Below are 19,215 nucleotides of genomic sequence, written 5' to 3'. Positions count from 1 at the left end.
ACCGCCTGCTGCGCCCTGCCGCTCCCCGGCGGCAGCACCCTGCTTGCCACCACCGGTGATGATCGGACCGCGCGCCTGTGGGACCCCTCCACCGGCACCCAGATCGGGGAGCCCCTGACCGGCCACACCGGTGCGGTCACCGCCTGCTGCGCCCTGCCGCTCCCGGACGGCAGCACCCTGCTTGCCACCACCAGCCATGACTGGACCGCGCGCCTGTGGGACCCCACCACCGCAACCCAGATCGGGGACCCCCTCGGGCACGCCGGCTGGCTGATCGCTTGTTGCGCCCTCCCGCTCTCGGACGGATCCACACTGCTGGTCACCACCGGACTTGACGGGACGGTGTGGTCATGGGATCCCGCCACCGGCACCCAAGTAGGTGAGCCGCTGAGAGGGCACACGAGTGCGGTGAGCGCGTGTTGCGCGCTCCCTCGTCCCGATGGCACCACCCTGCTGGTCACCGCAAGCTGGGATCGGACGGTGCGGCTGTGGAACCCCGCCACTGGCACTCACTCACGTCTCGCCCGGTCCGTGGCCCAGCTGTTGTCGGCCTCCCGAGGAGACGCGCGCATGGCGGCCACGATGACACCCGTCGGGCCCCCGATGAGGGGCCACACCGATGGTGTGACCGGTTGTTGCGCGATCCCGGTCGAGAACGGCACTTTCCTGCTGGCCACCACCGGCCGCGATGAGACGGTGCGGGTCTGGGATCCCGCCACCGGCATCCAGGTCGGTCACCGCTGACCGGCCCGACTCGGAGTGCGAGTGCCCGTTGCGCGATCCCCAGCGCAGACAGCCCCTCCCCGGTGGACAGCATCGACGTGCTGCCGCAGATGATCGACGGCGAGTATCCCGGGCGGAGCCGACGGGGTCGGGGAGCGTACCGGTCCCGGCGTTCTCGCCCGTCCCGGTAGTGACGACGGGTGCGCCGTTGACGACGCACCGGGCGCTACGTGTCGACGCCACCGCGAACCGGGCACGGCGCGGAGCCCCGGCGAGGGCGGCACGGCATACCGTGGTCGGGTGCGGATCGCAGGAGACGACCTCGGTGTCCCGGTAAACCTCCCCGCTGAGTTCGGGCGCATCGTGTCGCTCGTGCCGTCGCTGACGGAGGCGCTGGCTTGCACCTGTCCGGAACGGCTTGTGGGCGCGACGGATTGGTGCACCCACCCGGCTGGGCTGAGCGTGGCCCGGGTGCGCGGCACGAAGAACCCGGACCTGACTGCCATCGTCGGACTCGGCCCGGATCTCGTCATCGCGAACATGGAGGAGAACCGCGAGCTCGATGTCCGGCGGCTGCGCCAGCGTGGGGTGCCGGTGTGGGTCACCCGCATCGAGACGGTGCCGGAGGCTTTCGCATCGATGCGCCGGCTGTTCACCGAAGTCATTGGGCTGCAACAAGATCCGCCATGGCTCCCCGAGGCCGAGGCGCGCTGGCCGGTGACGGTGCCGGCACCGCATACCCGGGTCGTCGTACCGATCTGGCGGGACCCGTGGATGGTCGTCGGCACGCCGACCTTCACCGCCGACCTGTTGGCCAGAGCAGGGTATGCCGTGTGCTCGCCCTCCCCCGGCCGCTATCCGCACACGGACCTCGCCAAGATGGACGACCCCGGGCTGGCCGATCTCGCGCTGCTGCCCGACGAGCCCTATGTCTTCAGCCAGGACGACGGCCCCGAGGCGTTCTCCCGCATTCCGACCCGGCTGATCTCCGGGCGGCTCATCACGTGGTACGGCCCGGCCCTCCTCGAAGCTGCCGACGAACTCCTCGGCAACGCCGGATAACCCTTGGCGCACAAGCGAACCCGCTCGCTAGGGTCACTGGTATGCAGCTGCGCCACGCCACGTCGGCAGATCGCGATCAGATCGCGTCCGTGACCCGCTCGGCCTTCGAGGAAGGCGAGGACGGCCCGGTGGCGCGGGTGTTGGAGATGCTCGAACGCACTGATGCCGTCCGTGCCTCGCTCGTCGCCACCGAGGACGATCGCATCGTCGGTCACGTCCAGCTCAATCGGTCGTGGATCGACGCCCGCGAGCGCCTGGTCGATGTGGTGGTGCTGAGCCCGCTGTCCGTTGCCCCCGACCGGCAGGGACAGGGCATCGGCACCGCCCTGGTCGCGGCCGCCCTTGCCGAAGCGGAGCGGTTGGGAGATCCGGCCGTCTTCCTCGAAGGTGGCTGGGACTACTACGGCGAGCGCGGGTTTCGGCGCGCGTCCGAGTTCGGATTCTCGCGGCCGTCGCCGCGGATTCCCGACCGCGCCTTCCAGGTCGCCCTGCTGCCCTCGTGGCAGGCGTGGATGGTCGGGTCTCTCGTCTATTGCGAGGCCTTCTGGGCGACCGACACGGTCGGATTGCGCGACCCGCTGTTGATGGAGATGGAGGCTCGCTCGGCTGCCTCGCCCACCGAGGAGCCGCGCCAGGCTGGAGCTTCCGCCTGACGGAAAGACCTCCTGACGGCGAACCGGCCTGGCTGCCACCCTGAGGCGGTGATCATCGACGCCCACGGCCACTACACCACCGCCCCGCCGCAGCTGGAGGAGTGGCGCAATCGCCAGATCGCCGCGATCGGTGATCGGGCCAACGCTCCCCGGCCGGAGGACCTCGTCATCTCCGACGACAAAATCCGCGAGAGCATCGCGACCAACCAGCTGCGGCTGATGGACGAACGCGGCAGCGACCTGACAGTCTTCAGCCCACGCGCCAGCTTCATGGCCCACCACATCGGCGACTACGCCGTCTCGGAGACGTGGAGCCGGATCTGCAACGACCTGTGCCATCGCGTCGCGACGCTCTTCCCCGACCGCTTCGCCATGGGCGCGATGCTGCCGCAGTCGCCCGGCGTCGACCCCGCCACGGTGATCCCCGAGCTGCGACGCGCGGTCGAGGAGCTCGGCGCCGTCGTCGTCAATCTCAACCCCGATCCCTCCGGGGGCCACTGGGACAGCCCGCCCATCACCGACACGCAGTGGTACCCGATCTACGAGGTGCTCAGCGAGCTCGATGTCCCCGCGATGGTCCACGTCTCGACGTCCTGCAACGCCGCCTTCCACACCACCGGCGCGCACTATCTCAACGCCGACACGACGGCCTTCATGCAACTGGTCCAGGGCGACCTCTTCACCGACTTCCCCGACCTGAAGCTGATCATCCCGCATGGCGGCGGCGCCGCGCCCTACCACTGGGGCCGCTTCCGCGGCCTTGCCGACATGATGAAGAAGCCCGACCACGCTGAAGCATTGCTGCGCAACGTCTTCTTCGACACCTGCGTCTATCACCAGCCCGGCATCGACCTGCTGACGAGCGTCATCCCGAGCGAGTCGATCCTCTTCGCCAGCGAGATGATCGGCGCCGTCCGCGGCATCGACTCGCGCACCGGGCACTACTTCGACGACACCAAGCGCTACGTCGACGCGACGCCGAATCTCACCGATGAGCAGCGCACCGCCGTGTATGAGGCGAACGCGCGTCGTGCCTATCCCCGCCTCGACGCCACCTTGACGGTGCGAGGGCGCTGAAAGCCGGGTGGGTCATCCGTCGCGGCGGAGGACCTCCAACTCCATGATCCAGCCTTGGGGTTCTCGCGGGGTGTGTCGTGCGGGCGGCGTCGGTGGATCGTCACCGGCCCACGTCGCGTCGAAAGGCACCATCGTCGTGATCGGCACGAGCCGGCCGCTGTCGCGCGCCGCTGCGTAGTAGCCGTCGTCCCCGGCGCGGAAGTCGAGGTCGGAATGGGCCTCCCACAGCGCGAGCACGCGGACTAGATCCTCAGCAGCCCCTTCCTCTTCAGAGGTGACGTGGTGCCCGACATACCAATCGAGGGGTTGCACCCGGCGGTAAGCGTCGTTGCCGGGAAGGCCCTCATCCCAGGCGACGTGCCAAAGGGTGAGTTCGTCACCGACGCTGACGGGAGTACCACAGCACTGGTATTCCCAGGCGGCCGTGAAGGCGTGGACGACGGTGGCGGAGTGGAATTCACACATCGTGGGGCGCCTTTCAGCGGCGGCGCCGGGCCATCGACAGGTCCGAGAGTTCGGACCCGGACATGGTAGGCCATCGCGCACACAGTGCCCCCGCCCTTCGCCTCTATCGCGCCGCCGTCTGGCAGCGCTTCCGCCTGGCGGAATCCTCGTTACGCCACGTGCCGTGGGACCGAGAAGGTGGTCAAGCAACGGCCAGAAAGGAATCAACGGTGAATCCAAACGAACTCGGTGTGGTCTACACCGGCACGCCCCGTCCCGATGCGGCCGCCGTCGAGGCGTTGTCCGCCTTCGGCGTGGCCACGATCCACGAGGCAATGGGCCGCACCGGCCTGATGCGCCCCTATATCCGCCCCGCCTTCCCCGGCGCGCGGATCTGTGGGCCTGCGGTGACCGTGCTGCTGCAGCCGGGCGACAACTGGATGTTCCACGTCGCGACCGAGCAGGTCGGCCCTGGCGACGTCCTGGTCGCCGCGTGCACGACGGAATCGGAGGACGGGTTCTTCGGCGAACTGCTCGCCTCAAGCCTGCGGGCCCGCGAGTGCGGCGGCCTGATCATCGACGGCGGCGTGCGCGATGTCGCTGACCTGGAGAAGATGAACTTCCCCGTCTTCTCACGCGCGATCAATTCCAAGGGCACGGTCAAGGCGACGCTGGGATCGGTCAATATCCCGATCGTCTGCGCCAACGCGATCGTCAACCCCGGCGACGTCGTCGTCGCCGACGTCGACGGCGTCGTCGTGGTTCCCCGCGACCGGGCGGCGGAGATCGCCGCGGCCGCCAAGACGCGCGAGGACAAGGAGGCGAGCAAGCGGGCGAAGTTCCGTGAGGGCGTGCTCGGGTTGGACCTCTACAACATGCGCGAACCGCTGGAAAAAGCCGGACTGATTTACAAGGAATGGCCCGCGTGAGCACGCCCCAGAAGACCGAGTTCGAGAAGACCCCGGGCTGGCTTGATTGGTATGCCGGCCCGTCCATTCCCCGCTTCCGGCTGCCGGCGGGCGCCGTCGACGCGCACTGTCACGTGTTCGGCCCAGGGGAGGAGTTTCCCTTTGCGCCGGAACGCAAATACACCCCGTGCGATGCCTCCAAGGAGCAGCTGTATGCGCTGCGCGACCACCTCGGCTTCGCCCGTAACGTCATCGTGCAGGCCACCTGCCACGGCGCCGACAACAGCGCGATGGTCGACGCGGTCCAGTCGTCGGGGGGCAAGGCCCGCGGGGTCGCGACGGTGCGCCCCGGGGTGTCGGAGGACGAACTGCAACGCCTGCACGACGCCGGCGTCCGCGGTGTCCGCTTCAACTTCGTCAAGCGACTGGTCGACGTCCTGCCGATGGACGGGCTGCGGCAGGTCGCCGATCAGATCGGCCCGCTCGGCTGGCACATCGTCATCTATTTCGAGTCCCAGGAGTTGCCCGGACTCGCCGACTTCTTCCTCGGCCTGCCCGTGCCGCTCGTCGTCGACCACATGGGCCGTCCCGACGTCACCAAGGACGTCGACGGTCCGGAGTTCACCGGCTTCCTCGACCTGATGCGCGCCCGCGACGACATCTGGTGCAAGGTCACCTGCCCCGAGCGGCTCACCACGACCGGCCCGCGGGCACTCGGGGGCGAGCAGGCGGCATACCGTGACGTCGTGCCCTTCGCCAAGCGGGTCGTCGAGGAATTCCCCGACCGCGTGTTGTGGGGCACCGACTGGCCGCACCCTAATCTGAAAGACCACATGCCCGACGACGGGCTGCTCGTCGATTGGATCCCCTCGATCGCCACCGCCGAGGAGTCCCAGCGCAAGCTCCTCGTCGACAACCCGATGCGCCTCTACTGGCCCGAGGAAGGCTGAACCATGGCTCTGGACAAGGAGTATCGCAAGGTCCCAGGCACGACGATCTTCGACTCGGAGCAGTCGGCCAAGGGCTACCACCTCAACCAGTTCTGTATGTCGCTGATGAAGGCGGAGAACCGGGAGCGGTTCCTCGCCGACGAGGACGCCTACATGGACGAGTGGCCGCTGACGGACGCGCAGAAGCAGGCGCTGCGCGACCGCGACCTGAACGCAGCGATGCGCGAGGGCGGCAATATCTACTTCCTGGCGAAGTTCGGCGCCACCTTGGGCCTGTCGTTCCAGCAGATGGCCGGCTCCATGACCGGCATGACCGAACAGGAATACCGCGACATGATGGTCGGCGGTGGGCGCTCCATCGCGGGCAACCGGATCGCCGACGTCGCCGTCCCGGAGGTCGAGCGCACCGAGGCAGAGATTGCGGCTGCCCAGGAGCAGGACCCGATGCTCGACGCCGTGCGCGCCAACGCCGCGGCCGACGACAGCGTGGGCAATGCGACGATCACCGGCGCCGTGTTCACCTCGCACGTGCCGGCGATCGGCGCCGCACTCGACCTCGGCAAGACCGAAGAGCCTTACTGGAAGGCCGTTTTCGACGGCTATGAGTTCTCCAAGGCCTGGGAGCAGGACAACCTCCCGGACGTCGTCTTCCTCGTCTACAACGACCACGCAACCGCGTTCGACCTGTCGCTGATCCCGACCTTCGTCCTCGGCACCGGCGCTGCCTACCCCGCGGCCGACGAGGGCTACGGCCCGCGCCCGGTGCCGGGCATCGAGGGTGACCCGGACTTCGCCGCGCACGTGGCCCACTCGCTGATCCGTGACGACTTCGACCTCACGCTCGTCAACGAGATGGAGGTCGACCACGGCCTGACCGTGCCGATGTCGCTGATGTTCGGCCAGGTCGACACGTGGCCGGTGAAGGTGATTCCTTTCCACGTCAACGTGGTTCAGTATCCGGTGCCGTCCGGTGAGCGTTGTTTCAAGCTCGGCAAGGCGCTGCGCAAGGCCATCGAGTCCTACGAGAAGCCGATCAAGGTGCAGATCTGGGGCACCGGCGGCATGAGTCACCAACTGCAGGGCCCGCGCGCCGGTCTCATCAACCGCGAGTGGGACAACGCCTTCCTCGACCGGCTCATCGAGGACCCCGAGGGTCTCTCGCACGTGCCGCACCTGGAGTATGTCGAGGAGGCCGGCTCCGAGGGCATCGAGCTCGTGATGTGGTTCATCGCCCGCGGCGCCATGTCCGACGTCGAGGGCGACGGCGAGATCGAGGTCGTCCACCGCTTCTACCATGTGCCTGCGTCCAATACTGCTGTGGGACACCTGATCCTCAACAACAAGCCGTCGGCTGCCGCTGCGGCGAAGGAGTGAGATGACCGACCAACCCTTGCGGATCGCCCTCGCCGGTGGCGGCGCCTTCGGCGCCAAGCACGTCAACGGCCTGAAGAAGATCGACGGCGTCGAGGTGGCTGCCATCATCAGCGGCTCGGTGGAGTCGGCCCAGGAGTTCGCCGCCGAGCACGGTGTCGGTCGCGCTGTCGAGAGCCTCGACGACGTGCTCGCGATGGACGACATCGACGCGGTCATCCTGGCGACTCCCACACCCATGCACGCCTCGCAGACCCTGGCCTGTCTGCGGGCCGGCAAGCACGTGCAGGTCGAGATCCCGCTGGCCGACTCCCTCCCCGACGCCGAGGAGTGCCTACGCGTCCAGCAGGAGAGCGGACTCGTGGGGATGGTCGGCCACACGCGCCGGTTCAATCCCAGCCACCAGTGGGTGCACAACAAGATCGCGGCCGGCGAGTTCCACATCCAGCAGATGGACGTGCAGACCTACTTCTTCCGGCGCAAGAACCTCAACGCCCTCGGCCAGCCGCGGTCCTGGACCGATCACCTGCTCTGGCACCACGCGGCTCATACGGTCGATCTGTTTGCCTACCAGGCGGGTTCGCCTATCGTGCAAGCCAACGCCATCGCCGGGCCCAGCCATCCGGACTTGGGGATCGCCATGGACATGTCCATCCAGCTCAAGGCCGAGAACGGCGCGATCTGCACGCTGTCGTTGTCATTCAACAACGACGGCCCGCTCGGCACCTTCTTCCGCTACATCGGCGACACGGGCACCTACATCGCCCGCTACGACGACCTCACCGACGGCAAGGACGAGGCGATCGACGTCAGCAAGGTCGACGTGTCGATGGACGGTATCGAGTTGCAGGACCGGGAGTTCGTGGCCGCGATTCGCGAGGGCCGCGAGCCGAATTCCTCGATCGCCCAGGTCATCGACTGCTACCGGGTGCTCGGCGATCTCGAGCAACAGGTCGACCCGCAGCAGGAGGCCCACGGCTGATGGCGCTCGCCGACGCACCCCGCCGCCGGCTGGGGCCATTCGAGGTTGCCCCGATCGGCCTGGGGTGCATGAACCTCAGCCACGTCTATCACCCGATCCCCTCGCCGGAACAGGGTGCTGCCGTGATCGAGGCCGCCCTCGACGCGGGCGTCGACCACTTCGACACCGCCGCGCTCTACGGCTTCGGCGCCAACGAGGACCTGCTCGGCGCCACCCTCGGCTCTCGCCGCGCCGTCATCACATTGGCGAGCAAATGCGGCATGTACGGCCGCGACGGAAAACGCGTCATCGACGGTGCGCCGGAGTCGATTCGGCGCCTGTGCGACGAAGCCCTGACGCGGCTGCGCACCGACGTCATCGACCTCTACTACCTGCACCGGCTCGATCCCAAGGTGCCGATCGAAGAGAGCGTCGGCGCGCTGGCGGAGCTCGTGAGCGCCGGGAAGATCCGGGCTATCGGGCTTTCCGAGGTGTCTGCTGCCACCGTCCGGCGGGCGCACGAGGTGCATCCGATCGCGGCCGTTCAGAACGAATACAGCCTGTGGACCCGCAACCCGGAGCTGGGCACGCTGGACGTATGCCGCGAACTCGGCATCACCCTCGTGTCTTTCTCCCCGCTCGCCCGGGGCGTCCTCACGGCGACTCCGCCCGTCCTCGCCGATCTGCCGAAAGCCGATCTGCGGCATACGATGCCGCGTTTCCACGGCGAGGCGTATGCCGCGAACCTCGCCATCCGCGCGCAGCTCGCCGACCTCGCCGACGCGGCCGGCTGCACCCTGGCCCAACTCGCCCTGGCGTGGTTGCTCGCGCAGGATCAGTGCGTCATACCCATCCCCGGCACGCGCTCGGTCGAGCATCTGCACGAGAACCTCGCCGCCGCGGAGGTCGAGGTCTCCGACGCAACCCTTGCGCGCGCAGGAAAATTGCTCAACGACCGCACGGTCGTGGGCAACCGTTACGCGCCTGCGGCCGCAGGCGACATCGACACGGAGGCCTTCCTCGAGGCCGGCTGAGTACCCACCGGTAGGTAAGACGGTTGGGCGGGTATGACCGCCGAGGTGTCTTACCTAATCGCGGGGGCCGCCGTGCATGAGACCGTCCAGGCCACCGATGGACTCGGCGAGAACGGGATCGAACTGACCGTCGACGAGGATGAAGGCGACCTTGGTGATGCCGTCCGATCGGTTGGCCCAGGCGTGGTCCGTGCCGCGCTGGACGACGATATCGCCGGCGCTCAGCGTCACTTCCGAGTCGTCGAGGATCAGGGTGATCTCGCCTTCGAGAACGATGCCGTAGTCGATCGACTGGGTCCGGTGCACCGGAGACTGCAGGCCTCGCTCGTCGAGGTGGCCGGGGAGGAACTCGTTGATCCGGATCTTCGTGCCGCGCGGCGGCGGCGGGACGGTGAGGTCGGCCTCGGTCGGTTCGACCGGCTCGACGGCCCGCACCGGCGCCGGCGCGTCCTGAGTGTTCCAGATCTCGTGGAAGAAGACGCCGTCGTCGGGCAGCGCGCGGCTGACCGGCACCGGGCCGTCGGACACGACGACCGACACGCCGTCGGGGGTATGCCCGGTGACGACCCGGCGGGGGCGATCTCCAGCAGCCATGGTGGTTCCTTCGCTTCCTTGGTCGTATGCGGATTGGTTCCGTATGCCGGCGCGGCTCAGTCGTCTTCGGAGTTGCGTTGGGTGGTGCCCGCAGTGCCGTCGGATCGGGTCCAGGCGACGGCGAGTTCGTCGCGCGCGCCGAAACGCACGAGGTGGCGGCCGATGACATCCTCGAGCCGGGCCACGCTGGCCGGCCGCGCGACGAGCTCGAAGCGCAAGCCGCCGTCGACCGCGGCCAGGTCGGCCCGGCCACCGTGGCCGAAGACGAGCGAACCCGTTCCGGTCTCGTCATCCCATTGCGACGCAACGCGTTTGCTCAAGTGGGACGCGAGTTGCTTGCCGTAGCGACCGGGTCGATCGGTCGCGACGAGGGCCTCGGAGGTGACGGGATCGGGGACGCCGCGACCGGTCGCGATCGCGGCAAGCGCGGCCGCGCTCGGCTTGGGCGTCCGCGCGAACGTCTCCCGGTCAACGGCGACCAGCCCGAGCGTCTTCTCGTACCCGAAGATCCACTCGAAGTTGTCGAGGAGGGTCCAGTGCAAGTAGCCGAGAACCGCAACGCCCGAGTCGATCACGTCGAGCAGATGCAGAAGGGAGTCCTCGTTGAACGCGACCCGCTTGGCGTCATCCTGGCCTTCCATTCCGTGCTCGGTGACCAGGATAGGCACTCCCGCAACGGAGTTCGCGTACTTCACGCACTCCGCGAGAGACCGGGGCTCGCTGCCGCCGTACAACGCACCGGACGCAGCTCCCTCAGGCAGGACCAGCCCATTGCCGTCATACGTCAGTCGCTCGTAGTTCTGGACTCCGAGGAAGTCGTCCTCGCGAGCCAGCTTGAGCCAGCGGCCATAGACTTCGGCGCGTTTCCGATCGCGCACGCTCGGGTCGTCGCCGACGACGACGTCGTCCACCATCGCGAGCGAAAACCCTACGGGCAGTTCGGGGTAGCGGTCTTTGACGATCGCCTTCGCGGCGCGGTGACCGGCCGTCATACCGTCCGCGATCGCGTCCATGTCCTCGGGGAGAACGACATTCGCCGCGCGATAGCGTTGGACGCCGGCGGACGCCGACGCCGCGTCCAGGGTGGCTCGTTCCAACTCGGCGACGACCGGCGGCAGGTTGGCCCACTGCAGCATCGCCGGCAGGTCGGGCTCGTTGAAGGTGATGACGAAGGCGAGCCGGTCACCAAAGCGGTCGATCACCTTGGCGACGTAGCGGGCGAACAGCTCGGGCGCCTCGGGATCGAGCCAGCCGGCTCGGCAGGCGAACCAGTGCGGTGAGGTGAAGTGGTTGAGCGTGACGACGGGCTTCAACCCGCGGGCTAGGCACCCGTCGACGATCGCTTCGTAGTGGTCGATTGCCGCGTCGTCGAAACGCCCCTCCTCCGGCTCGACACGGGCCCACTCGACGGAGAATCGATAGGCGTTCAGGCCGAACGAGGCAACCAGGTCCAGATCGCTCTCCCACAGCTCGAAGCTGTTGCAGGCCGGCCCGCTCGGCTTGGTGAAGACGCTCGGCTGTTGCTGCTCGAGGAACCACGTGTCGCTCGTGGTGTTGTTGCCCTCGATCTGATGGCCTGCCGTTGAGACACCGAAGAGGAAGCCGTCAGGGAAAGTCCGCATGCCGACAATTCAGCCGAATGAACGATCGCGGGTCAACGGAAACGGTTATCGCCGTTCGCGATCAGAGGCATGCATGTATTCGGGAGATTGGCTAGCCAAGCGAGATGACCATGCCCTCCTCGGCGAGCGCAATGGGTCCGGCGAAGAGCGCGGCGGCGGCGGCGCGTGTTGCCTCGCGGTCGCTCGCCTCGGCCAGCAGGAGGTCGACCCCTGCTGCCAACTCCGCCAGTGCCTCCGACGGGCCGGCATCGCCGGTGTAGGCGATGGTGAGATCGCGGAAGGCGATGCGCACACCTGAATTCGGCACCTGGTCCGGCAAATCGAGCGCAGAGAGGGTCAAGGGGCCGACCGTGTAGTTGCCCGGCAGTGGGTTGAACGCGAAGATGCGGTCCACATCGGCGCCGTCGTCAGGCTCGTCCATCGACACCAGCCGCTCGCGCACCCCGACGGCTGCATAGACCGGCAACGGCGGGGAGTTCCGAGAAGCGAACCACCGGGCACGAAACAAGGCATGCAGATCCACCATGTGGTCGGGATGTCTGTGCGTGATGACGACAGCATCCAACCCGTCGCCGGACGTCGAGCCCAGCGCGTGAAAGAGCCGACAGGCAGTGCCATAGCCGAGGTCGATGACAACGCGGAATCCGTCGGCATCGAGCAGGAAGCCGCTGCAGGCCCTGCCCGCCTCCGGCCACGCACCACACGACCCAGGCAGGGTCTACGTCGTTGCCACACCATGAGTTTAGATACGACCGCGCCGCGCCGTCTCTCGCGTACGACACAGCCATACCGGCCTCGGCCAAAACCGCACCTATCCTGTCCCCGTGCCCGCCCGGACTGCCATCGCCACTGCGCTCCTGGTGCGCGACGGGCTGGTCCTCATGGCGCACCGGCACCCCGCGCGGCGCTGGTATCCCGACTGCTGGGACCTCGTCGGCGGGCACGTCGAGCCGGGAGAAACACCTCGACAGGCCGTCATTCGCGAGTGCCGTGAGGAACTCGCCATCGAGGTCCACGACCCCGTGCCCATCCCGATGACCTTCGACGACCCCACCCTCGACATGCATGCCTTTCTGGTCACGCGATGGGACGGCGAGCCTCTCAACGTCGAACCCGAGGAGCACGATGACCTGCGGTGGTTCCATCCCGACGAGCTTGCCGGACTCACGCTTGCCGACCCGGCTAGTCTGCCGAGCATCCTGCGTGCAGTGAGTTTCGCTGCGCCACAGTGAGTCAGACGTCGCAGACGACAACTGTCAACCGACGGAGCGCGACACGGTTCCGGAACTCCTTGTCGCAAAGTTCCCTCGAGCGAAGCGTGGCTACGTGCCGGCGAGGGTGTCGTCGATCCAATCCGAGATGTAGTTGCCGACGTGGGAGAGGTGATCGAGGCCGATGTGCTCTGTCGCGCCCTCTTCGGCCGTGAAGAGGCGCAGGGTGCGCTTGGGTGAGTTGACGGCCTGGTCGTATGACTGGTGGGCGTACTTGACGTTGATCTGCCGGTCACCCTCGCCGTGGGCGATCAGGAAGGGGCAGGTGATCTTCTCGACGATGCCATTGAGGTGGACGTCGTCGGCGAACTCGACGAACTCCTGCGGCGTCTTGCCCTCGAAGCCCCACACCCACAGCACGTGCTCCCAGTAGTGGGGCACCGGGTTCTCGCCCTCGCGCTCGAGACGGCCGCGCTGCACCTCGCCCCAGTTGTGGTTGGCGCCCCAGGCGACGGCATACGCCAGGCGCTTCTCGAAGGCCGCGGCACGCGGGACGTAGTAGCCGCCGAGTGACCAGCCGACCAAGCCGATCCGGCCGGTGTCGACATCGTCGCGGCCCTCGAGATAGTCCACGCAGGCCTTGGCCCAGTCCTCGGTGCTGATGCGGGCCTTCAGGCCCCGGAAGCGCAGCGCCTCGCCGGAGCCGGGACAGTCGACCTGCAGCACGTTGTAACCACGCTGCGACATCTCTGACGGCCACCCGGAGGTGTACATGTGCTCCTTCGTGGAGTCCAAGCCGTTCCACATGACCACCGTCGGCGCCAGGCCGTCGGTCCCGACGGCCTTCGTGAAATACGCTGGCAGAGAGTCGCCTTCGAAGGGCACCTCGACTCGGCTCGTATTGGGATCGATCAGGTCGAAAGTCTTCTGCATCGCATCGAGCGCCTGCTGATAGAAGGCGCGCCGTTCGGGCATGGACTCGCTGAGCATCCGCTCGGCCTGGCACACATAGACGCCCGAGCGGAACCACTTCTGCCCGGCGGTGCGCAGGTGCCCGGCCGCTTCGGCCTCCTTGGCCTGCTCGGCCAGATCGTCCGCCACGGCTTTCCAGCCCTGGAGGAACAGCGGGGCGCCCGAATCGACGTCCGCCGCCTCCCTCGCCGGCCGCGACGCCTTGTCGACCTCGAAGATCTGACCACCGGAGTTCAGGGTCGCGCTGACGCCCATGTTCCAGATGTACTTGGGGCCGGTGAAGTATTCGAACAACGCTGCTCTCCTGCACTCGCGGACGATTCACTTCACACTGTGCCCCGGTGCCTCGCCGGGCGGAAGCAGGCACCAGTGATGCGAGGTATCGCGCAACACCGGGGAGCCTCAGCCGGTATGCAGCACCCGCCGCGCCCGTGACCCGCCCGCAGGCCAGGTCGCTCAGGGCCGCGTCCGCGCGCGCCAGCGGGTATGCCGTGGTCGTGGGCCGCACGCCGAGCCGGGCTGCGAGCGTGAGGAGTTCCTCGCCGTCGCGCCGGGTGTTGCTGGTCACGCTCGTGAGTGTGCGCTCGCGGAAGAGATGCTGCTGGTAGTTCAGGGCGGGCACGTCGGAGAGATGAATGCCCGCCACCGCCAGGGTGCCCCCGTCGGCTAGCCCCGCCAGGGCGACCGGCACAAGATCCCCTACGGGCGCGAAGAGGATCGCCGAGTCGAGCGGCACCGGCGGTGCGTCGTATGCCGCTCCCGCCGACGCCGCTCCCAGCTTGAGGGCCAGCTGCCGGGCCGACTCGCCGCGGGTGAGCACGTGGACCTCGACTCCCTGGGCGATCGCGATCTGTGCGGTGATGTGGGCGCTCCCCCCGAACCCATAGATGCCGAGCCGGCCGCCGGGCGGCACCGCCGCCCGCCGTAAGGCGCGATACCCGATGATGCCGGCGCACAGGAGCGGTGCGGCCGCCTCGTCGTCATACCCCTCGGGGATGCGATAGGCGAACGATTGCGGTACAACGGTGTACTCGGCATACCCGCCGTCGGCGTCCCAGCCGGTGTACTGCGAATGCGGACACAGATTCTCCCGCCCGGCTCGGCACGCCTGACAACTGCCGCATGTGGACCGCAGCCAGGCGATCCCGATCCGCTCACCCTCGGCGAATCGACTCGCTCCGGCGCCCCGAGCGACCACCTGGCCGACGACTTCGTGCCCAGGCACGACGCTGGCCCGATGCACCGCCAGATCTCCTTCTGCAACATGCAGATCCGTCCGGCACACCCCACAGACGGATACGGCTACCAGGACCTCTCCGGGCCCCGGCTGGGGAACGGGCAGCGTCGTCTCGACCAGCGGACGCTCGGCGATCGGGCCGGGCGCTCCGACCGACCACGCCCGCATCTGTTTCGTCATTGCTGCCCGCTCTCGTCCAGCGTCAGATGGTGTTCGATCCAGGCGGCGATCTCGGGGACCTCGAGTTCGCCTCTGGCCACCGCGAGCACGAAGCCCTCGACCTCGTCCACGGATGCGTAGCCGACGTCGCACGAATTCAACAAGAGGAAGACCCGAGCGCCTGCCCACGCGAGACGCGTGTTGCCTTCAGTCAACGGGTGATTCGGGGCGAGGGAATGCAGGAGGGCAGCTGCTTTCTCGCAGAGGGTTGGATAGGCGTCGGCTCCGAAAGCGGTCGCGCGGGGACGATGACACGCGGATTCGAGTAGCCCGATGTCGCGCACGGCGACCTCGCCGACGACACCCTCGGCAATCTCGAGCACATCCTCGAGGGTGAGATTGTCCGTCACTTCGATAACCGATCCAGGAGTTCGGCGTCTTCCTGGACGACCCGTCCGATCGCCGCCGTCAGTCGGCTTCGTCGGTCGCTGACATACTCCGCGATCGCTTGTCGAGCGACGTCATTCATCGACCGGCCCTCGGTCTCGGCGCGTCGGCGGAGCGCGTCGGTCTCGTCGGCGGTGAGCCGTAGATTCATGGCCACGCCTGATGGTACCGCCCTGGTACCACGCGCCGCCGAGACGGAGACCACACCTTTCCTCCGCTTGCTCGCTTGCTCTATGTGCTTACCGTAGAAAGCACGTGGACGCTGAAATGCGCCTAACCGAGGGGAATCGAGCTCAATCCATGACTACTGCGGACGAGGACCGCTACGCCGAGCGGGTCCATCGCCTGTGCGTCCCGATTGCGCTGCGCCCCGGCGGGCGTGTGTGGATCGGGCCGCTGTTACCGGACGATCGCGACCTGTTGTCGCGCGAGTACGCGACCTTGTCTCCAGAATCGAAGTGGAACCGATTCCTCGCCGCGGTGCCCGAGTTGACTCCGTCGATGCTGGACCAGCTTGTCGACGAGGTCGACGGCGTGGACCACGTCGCGCTCGTCGCCTTCCTCGAGACCCAGGCTGGCCTGGTCCCGGCGGGCGTCGGCCGGCTGGTGCGTTATCCGGACCATCCCGGCGCGGCGGACATGGCTTTCACCGTCAAGGACGAGTACCAGGGCCGCGGCATCGCCACGGCGCTTGCCCGGTCCCTTGTGGCGCGCGCGCCCAAGGGCGTGACCCGCATCCTGACCGAGGTCGCCCACGGAAACCTGGCCCCGCTGGCCATCCTCGGCAAGCTCGGCAGTATGCAGGTGTTCCAAAGCTCCGAAGGCGTGGTCGACGTCGAGGTGAAACTCGCTGGCCACGAGGAGGACTCGGCGGCCGAGAGCACCTGCCTGCACCGGCGTCCCGGCATACCCTCCCCGGCACATCCGCGACTGGACGCACAGCACCACGGGCTGCCCCCGACGGCGTGATCAAGCCCCGCTGGGCGTCAGGAACGCCGGCGGAAGGGTGTCAGTTCGGGAGTGGGAGTGCCCGCGACGATCGGGGTGGACAGCGTGCCCAGCCCGTCGACGGTGATGGTCACAAGGTCGCCGGGTTGCAGCGATGGCGGGTGCTGCGAGCCGCCCCGGCCCCAGAGTTCCGCTAGGCAGCCGCCGCCACCGGTGGTGCCAGAGGCGAGGATGTCGAGCGGTTTGACGATCGAGTCGCGCGAGGCGTAGGCGACCATCGTCTCGAAGGTCCACCCCATGCTGGCGAGTGAATCGTGGCCCACCTCAACACCATTGACGCTGACACTGCAGTCGAGTTCGAGGAATCCGTCGGCGTCGCGGTGGTTCTCGAGTTCGTCGGCGGTCACCAGCCAGGGGCCGAGAGAGCTCGCGAAATCCTTGCCCTTGGCGGGGCCGAGTCCGACCTTCATCTCGGCGGATTGGAGGTCGCGCGCCGACCAGTCGTTGAAGATCGTGTAGCCGATGATCGCGTCGCGCGCCTGTGCCTCATCGACCGAACGGCACTGCCGTCCGATGACGGCCGCGACCTCCAACTCGAAGTCGAGGGCCCGGCACAGATCCGGCCGGGCGATGGGCTCGTCCGGGCCATAGATGGCGTGCGGGTTGGTGAAGTAGAACGTGGGTGCGGCATACCACTGCTCGGGGACTCCGCTGCTGCCGTCGACGCTCTTGCGGACGCCCACCACGTGTTCTTCGAAGGCAACGAAGTCGCGAATCGCCGCAGGGGTGAACGGTTTTCGCACCGTCACGTCGGACAGTGGAGTGGCCGGGCGCTCGCTCGCGGCCGCGCCGACGCGCAGCACGGCCTCGAGCGTATCCGCTGCGAGGATGACTGACTCCAGATCGCGACCCAGCGGGTGAACGGATTGTCCGTCGGCACCGACGACGACGCCACCCTGCACGCCATCGGCGAACCGAACGGTTCCGAACTTCACGATGCCGCCTCGGGCGGGGCAGCGGGCGCGATGGCGTCGGCGACCCCCTTGTGCGAGACGTGTGCGGACATACCGCCGTCGACGACGATCTCGGCGCCTGTGGTGTAGCGCGATTCGTCGGAGACGAGATGCACGATGAGCGGGGCAATGTCGCCGACCTCACCGGTGCGTCCGAGCGGAATCTCCCGTAGGGCCGCGCCACGGAATTCCGGCGAGGCGCTTTCCATCAGTGGCGTCTCGATGAGACCGGGCATGACTGCGTTGACGCGGATTCCCTTGGGGCCTAACTCTAACGACGCGGTGCGCGTGAGCCCGCGCAGGGCCCATTTCGAGGCCGTGTAGGGCGCGGCCACATGTCCGGAGATCGCGGCGACCGAGCAGATGTTGACGATCGACCCGCCCTGCGTCATCAACGACACGAGTGCCTGGATCCCGAGCAACGGCCCGGTGACATTGATCTCGAAGGTGCGGTGCCACACGTCCAGATCGACATACGGCAAGCGTCCACGCGAAGCCACGCCGGCGTTGTTGATCAACGCATCGACTCGCCCATGACGCGCCGACAGCTCGGCCGCCAACGCCTCCCAATCGGCTGGATCGGTGACGTCCAGGTGGCCGTAGGCGACGTCATACCCCTCTTCGGTCAGCCGATCCGCGAGCGCGCGACCCTCCTCGTCGAGGAGGTCGACGGCATACACCGAAGCACCTTCTCGGGCAAGGTCTTCCACTTCGGCGGCACCCTGCCCGCGCGCGCCGCCGGTGACGACGACGATCTTGCCGGCGCAGCGCCCGCCGGTCGTCATCAGACCGGCGGCGCGACGAAGAGGCCGCGGTCGGGGTCGTTGAAGGATTCCTTGGCGATGATCTCGCTCATCGGGTCGGCCGTGCCCCACTGGTCCTGGGTCATCGGGTCGGCGATGTCATAGACACTCGGATGCCACTGGTCCTCGTCGATCTTTTCGAGCTCTGTGGTGTATTCCATGGTGTTGCCGCTGGGGTCGATGAAGTAGGAGAAGGTGTTGTTGCCGGCGAGGTGACGACCGGGGCCCCAGACCTTCTTGATGCCGGCGCGCATCACCCGTCCGGTGCCGCGCATGTATTCGTCGAGGCCGCGCATCTCGAAGGAGACGTGGTGCACCGACGGATGCGGGCCGGTGGCGATCGCCAGGCTGTGGTGCCAGTCGTTGACGCGAAGGAAATGCATCATGTCGCCCATGTGCGCGCTCCACAGGCTGTCGGAGAGCTTGAATCCGAGGACGTCGGTGTAGAACTCCTTGGTGGCCGCGAGGTTATTGGAGTTCATGACGGCGTGCGAGATGCGAACCGGAATTGCTTCTCCCTCTTCGATTTTCCGGTGCTCGCGGGTCGCCACATCGGCGGAGACCTCGATCGTGCGGCCATCGATGTCGAAGAAGCGAATGCCGTAGCCGCCGCCCATCGTCTGCAGGTCGCCGGGCTCCCCGATCAGCTGCACCCCCTGGCTCCCGAGATGCGCCGCCAGCGCGTCGACCGCCGCACGGCTCTCGGCGCCGAAGGAGATCAGGTCGAGGCGCTTCTCGGCGTCCCGGCGGAGGCGCACCACATACTGCTCGGGCGAACCCTCGGCGGCGAGGTAGGAGAGGTTGCCATCGGTGCCGACCTCCGTCAGCCCCCAGGTGTCCTTGTAGAAGGTGCGCTGGGTCTCGTAGTCCGGCACCGCCAGGTCCACGTGCCGCAGATGGGTGATTCCGTGCTCGTTCAAGTGGCTGGACATGGTCGCTTCCTCGCTCCGCGTGCCTGCTTCAGGGATGGTCTCGACGGTATGGCTGCCCGGCTCGCGGCGGAACTCGTCTCCAGTGATGGCAGAT

Annotated in this window: 21 protein-coding genes and 1 pseudogene; 11 read left to right on the top strand and 11 right to left on the bottom strand. The window is 67.6% G+C overall.

What is annotated here, in order from left to right; all coding sequences use genetic code 11:
- From BN11_RS24495 to BN11_RS20700, 4 genes are all read left to right on the top strand, one after another.
- Positions 1-744, top strand: a 744-nt coding sequence (locus BN11_RS24495; protein WP_048700352.1) for a WD40 repeat domain-containing protein, incomplete at its 5' end; no start/stop codon positions are given.
- Between the two features lie 279 nt (positions 745-1,023).
- Positions 1,024-1,785: a helical backbone metal receptor gene (locus BN11_RS20710; RefSeq protein WP_235435573.1), complete on the top strand. Its 762-nt coding sequence runs from the start codon at positions 1,024-1,026 to the stop codon at positions 1,783-1,785.
- Between the two features lie 41 nt (positions 1,786-1,826).
- A complete protein-coding gene (locus BN11_RS20705) occupies positions 1,827-2,438 on the top strand; it encodes a GNAT family N-acetyltransferase (RefSeq protein ID WP_083433927.1) in 612 nt (203 codons plus the stop codon).
- Between the two features lie 48 nt (positions 2,439-2,486).
- Entirely contained in the window at positions 2,487-3,515 is a 1,029-nt protein-coding gene (locus BN11_RS20700; protein ID WP_048700350.1) for an amidohydrolase family protein, read from the top strand.
- A 12-nt stretch (positions 3,516-3,527) separates the two neighbouring features.
- On the opposite strand, the gene BN11_RS20695 is transcribed toward BN11_RS20700, so the two are convergent.
- Positions 3,528-3,980 carry a DUF6578 domain-containing protein gene (locus BN11_RS20695; protein WP_048700349.1) on the bottom strand — a complete coding sequence of 151 codons (453 nt, stop codon included), beginning with the start codon at positions 3,978-3,980 and terminating at the stop codon, positions 3,528-3,530.
- Between the two features lie 209 nt (positions 3,981-4,189).
- Between BN11_RS20695 and ligK the strand changes: the two genes are divergently transcribed.
- Genes ligK through BN11_RS20670 form a run of 5 tightly spaced genes read left to right on the top strand, consistent with a single transcriptional unit; the run spans position 4,190 to position 9,183 of the window.
- Positions 4,190-4,888: a 4-carboxy-4-hydroxy-2-oxoadipate aldolase/oxaloacetate decarboxylase gene (gene ligK / locus BN11_RS20690; protein WP_048700348.1), complete on the top strand. Its 699-nt coding sequence runs from the start codon at positions 4,190-4,192 to the stop codon at positions 4,886-4,888.
- The gene (locus tag BN11_RS20685; RefSeq protein ID WP_327152890.1) at positions 4,885-5,817 is read left to right on the top strand and encodes an amidohydrolase family protein; all 933 of its coding nucleotides are present in this window, start codon (positions 4,885-4,887) and stop codon (positions 5,815-5,817) included. The genes ligK and BN11_RS20685 overlap by 4 nt, the downstream gene beginning before the upstream one ends.
- A 3-nt stretch (positions 5,818-5,820) precedes the next feature.
- Positions 5,821-7,191, top strand: coding sequence for a protocatechuate 4,5-dioxygenase subunit alpha (gene ligA / locus BN11_RS20680; RefSeq protein WP_048700345.1), 1,371 nt, complete (start codon positions 5,821-5,823; stop codon positions 7,189-7,191).
- A gap of 1 nt (position 7,192) precedes the next feature.
- Positions 7,193-8,170, top strand: coding sequence for a Gfo/Idh/MocA family oxidoreductase (locus tag BN11_RS20675; protein ID WP_048700344.1), 978 nt, complete (start codon positions 7,193-7,195; stop codon positions 8,168-8,170).
- On the top strand, positions 8,170-9,183 hold the full coding sequence (locus BN11_RS20670; protein WP_048700343.1) for an aldo/keto reductase: 1,014 nt from the start codon (positions 8,170-8,172) through the stop codon (positions 9,181-9,183). Before BN11_RS20675 ends, BN11_RS20670 begins: the two co-directional genes overlap by 1 nt.
- A gap of 54 nt (positions 9,184-9,237) precedes the next feature.
- On the opposite strand, the gene BN11_RS20665 is transcribed toward BN11_RS20670, so the two are convergent.
- The 3 genes from BN11_RS20665 to BN11_RS20655 form a co-directional block, all read right to left on the bottom strand.
- Positions 9,238-9,777, bottom strand: a complete 540-nt coding sequence (locus BN11_RS20665; protein WP_048700341.1) for a cupin domain-containing protein — start codon at positions 9,775-9,777, stop codon at positions 9,238-9,240.
- A gap of 56 nt (positions 9,778-9,833) precedes the next feature.
- Complete coding sequence (locus tag BN11_RS20660) at positions 9,834-11,399, bottom strand: family 1 glycosylhydrolase (RefSeq protein ID WP_162213307.1); 1,566 nt, start codon at positions 11,397-11,399, stop codon at positions 9,834-9,836.
- A 91-nt stretch (positions 11,400-11,490) separates the two neighbouring features.
- Positions 11,491-12,114, bottom strand: coding sequence for an MBL fold metallo-hydrolase (locus BN11_RS20655; RefSeq protein ID WP_048700339.1), 624 nt, complete (start codon positions 12,112-12,114; stop codon positions 11,491-11,493).
- 109 nt (positions 12,115-12,223) lie between these two features.
- Between BN11_RS20655 and BN11_RS20650 the strand changes: the two genes are divergently transcribed.
- Entirely contained in the window at positions 12,224-12,631 is a 408-nt protein-coding gene (locus BN11_RS20650; RefSeq protein WP_048700337.1) for an NUDIX domain-containing protein, read from the top strand.
- Between the two features lie 90 nt (positions 12,632-12,721).
- Here BN11_RS20650 and BN11_RS20645 read toward each other — a convergent pair whose 3' ends face one another.
- The 4 genes and pseudogenes from BN11_RS20645 to BN11_RS20635 all read right to left on the bottom strand — a co-directional run bounded on the left by BN11_RS20645 (position 12,722) and on the right by BN11_RS20635 (position 15,630).
- Positions 12,722-13,876, bottom strand: coding sequence for an alpha/beta hydrolase family protein (locus BN11_RS20645; RefSeq protein WP_048700334.1), 1,155 nt, complete (start codon positions 13,874-13,876; stop codon positions 12,722-12,724).
- Positions 13,877-14,015: 139 nt separating this feature from the next.
- Positions 14,016-14,987, bottom strand: a pseudogene (locus BN11_RS22225) (zinc-dependent alcohol dehydrogenase family protein); the annotation flags it as partial.
- An 8-nt stretch (positions 14,988-14,995) separates the two neighbouring features.
- Positions 14,996-15,388, bottom strand: coding sequence for a type II toxin-antitoxin system death-on-curing family toxin (locus BN11_RS20640; protein WP_048700332.1), 393 nt, complete (start codon positions 15,386-15,388; stop codon positions 14,996-14,998).
- Entirely contained in the window at positions 15,385-15,630 is a 246-nt protein-coding gene (locus BN11_RS20635; protein ID WP_235435572.1) for a ribbon-helix-helix protein, CopG family, read from the bottom strand. The genes BN11_RS20640 and BN11_RS20635 overlap by 4 nt, the downstream gene beginning before the upstream one ends.
- Positions 15,631-15,725: 95 nt before the next feature.
- Between BN11_RS20635 and BN11_RS20630 the strand changes: the two genes are divergently transcribed.
- Positions 15,726-16,394: a GNAT family N-acetyltransferase gene (locus tag BN11_RS20630; protein WP_048700327.1), complete on the top strand. Its 669-nt coding sequence runs from the start codon at positions 15,726-15,728 to the stop codon at positions 16,392-16,394.
- 17 nt (positions 16,395-16,411) lie between these two features.
- Here BN11_RS20630 and BN11_RS20625 read toward each other — a convergent pair whose 3' ends face one another.
- Genes BN11_RS20625 through BN11_RS20615 form a run of 3 tightly spaced genes read right to left on the bottom strand, consistent with a single transcriptional unit; the run spans position 16,412 to position 19,121 of the window.
- Positions 16,412-17,368, bottom strand: a complete 957-nt coding sequence (locus BN11_RS20625) for a fumarylacetoacetate hydrolase family protein (protein ID WP_048700324.1) — start codon at positions 17,366-17,368, stop codon at positions 16,412-16,414.
- A complete protein-coding gene (locus tag BN11_RS20620) occupies positions 17,365-18,171 on the bottom strand; it encodes an SDR family NAD(P)-dependent oxidoreductase (protein ID WP_048700322.1) in 807 nt (268 codons plus the stop codon). Before BN11_RS20620 ends, BN11_RS20625 begins: the two co-directional genes overlap by 4 nt.
- Entirely contained in the window at positions 18,171-19,121 is a 951-nt protein-coding gene (locus tag BN11_RS20615) for a VOC family protein (RefSeq protein WP_048700319.1), read from the bottom strand. The genes BN11_RS20620 and BN11_RS20615 overlap by 1 nt, the downstream gene beginning before the upstream one ends.
- Positions 19,122-19,215 lie beyond the last annotated feature (94 nt).

The sequence above is a fragment of the Nostocoides australiense Ben110 genome (genome assembly GCF_001050535.1).
Classification (GTDB): domain Bacteria; phylum Actinomycetota; class Actinomycetes; order Actinomycetales; family Dermatophilaceae; genus Nostocoides_A; species Nostocoides_A australiense.
The sequence above is the reverse complement of the archived record's forward strand: the minus strand, read 5'-3'. Positions and strand labels throughout refer to the sequence as shown.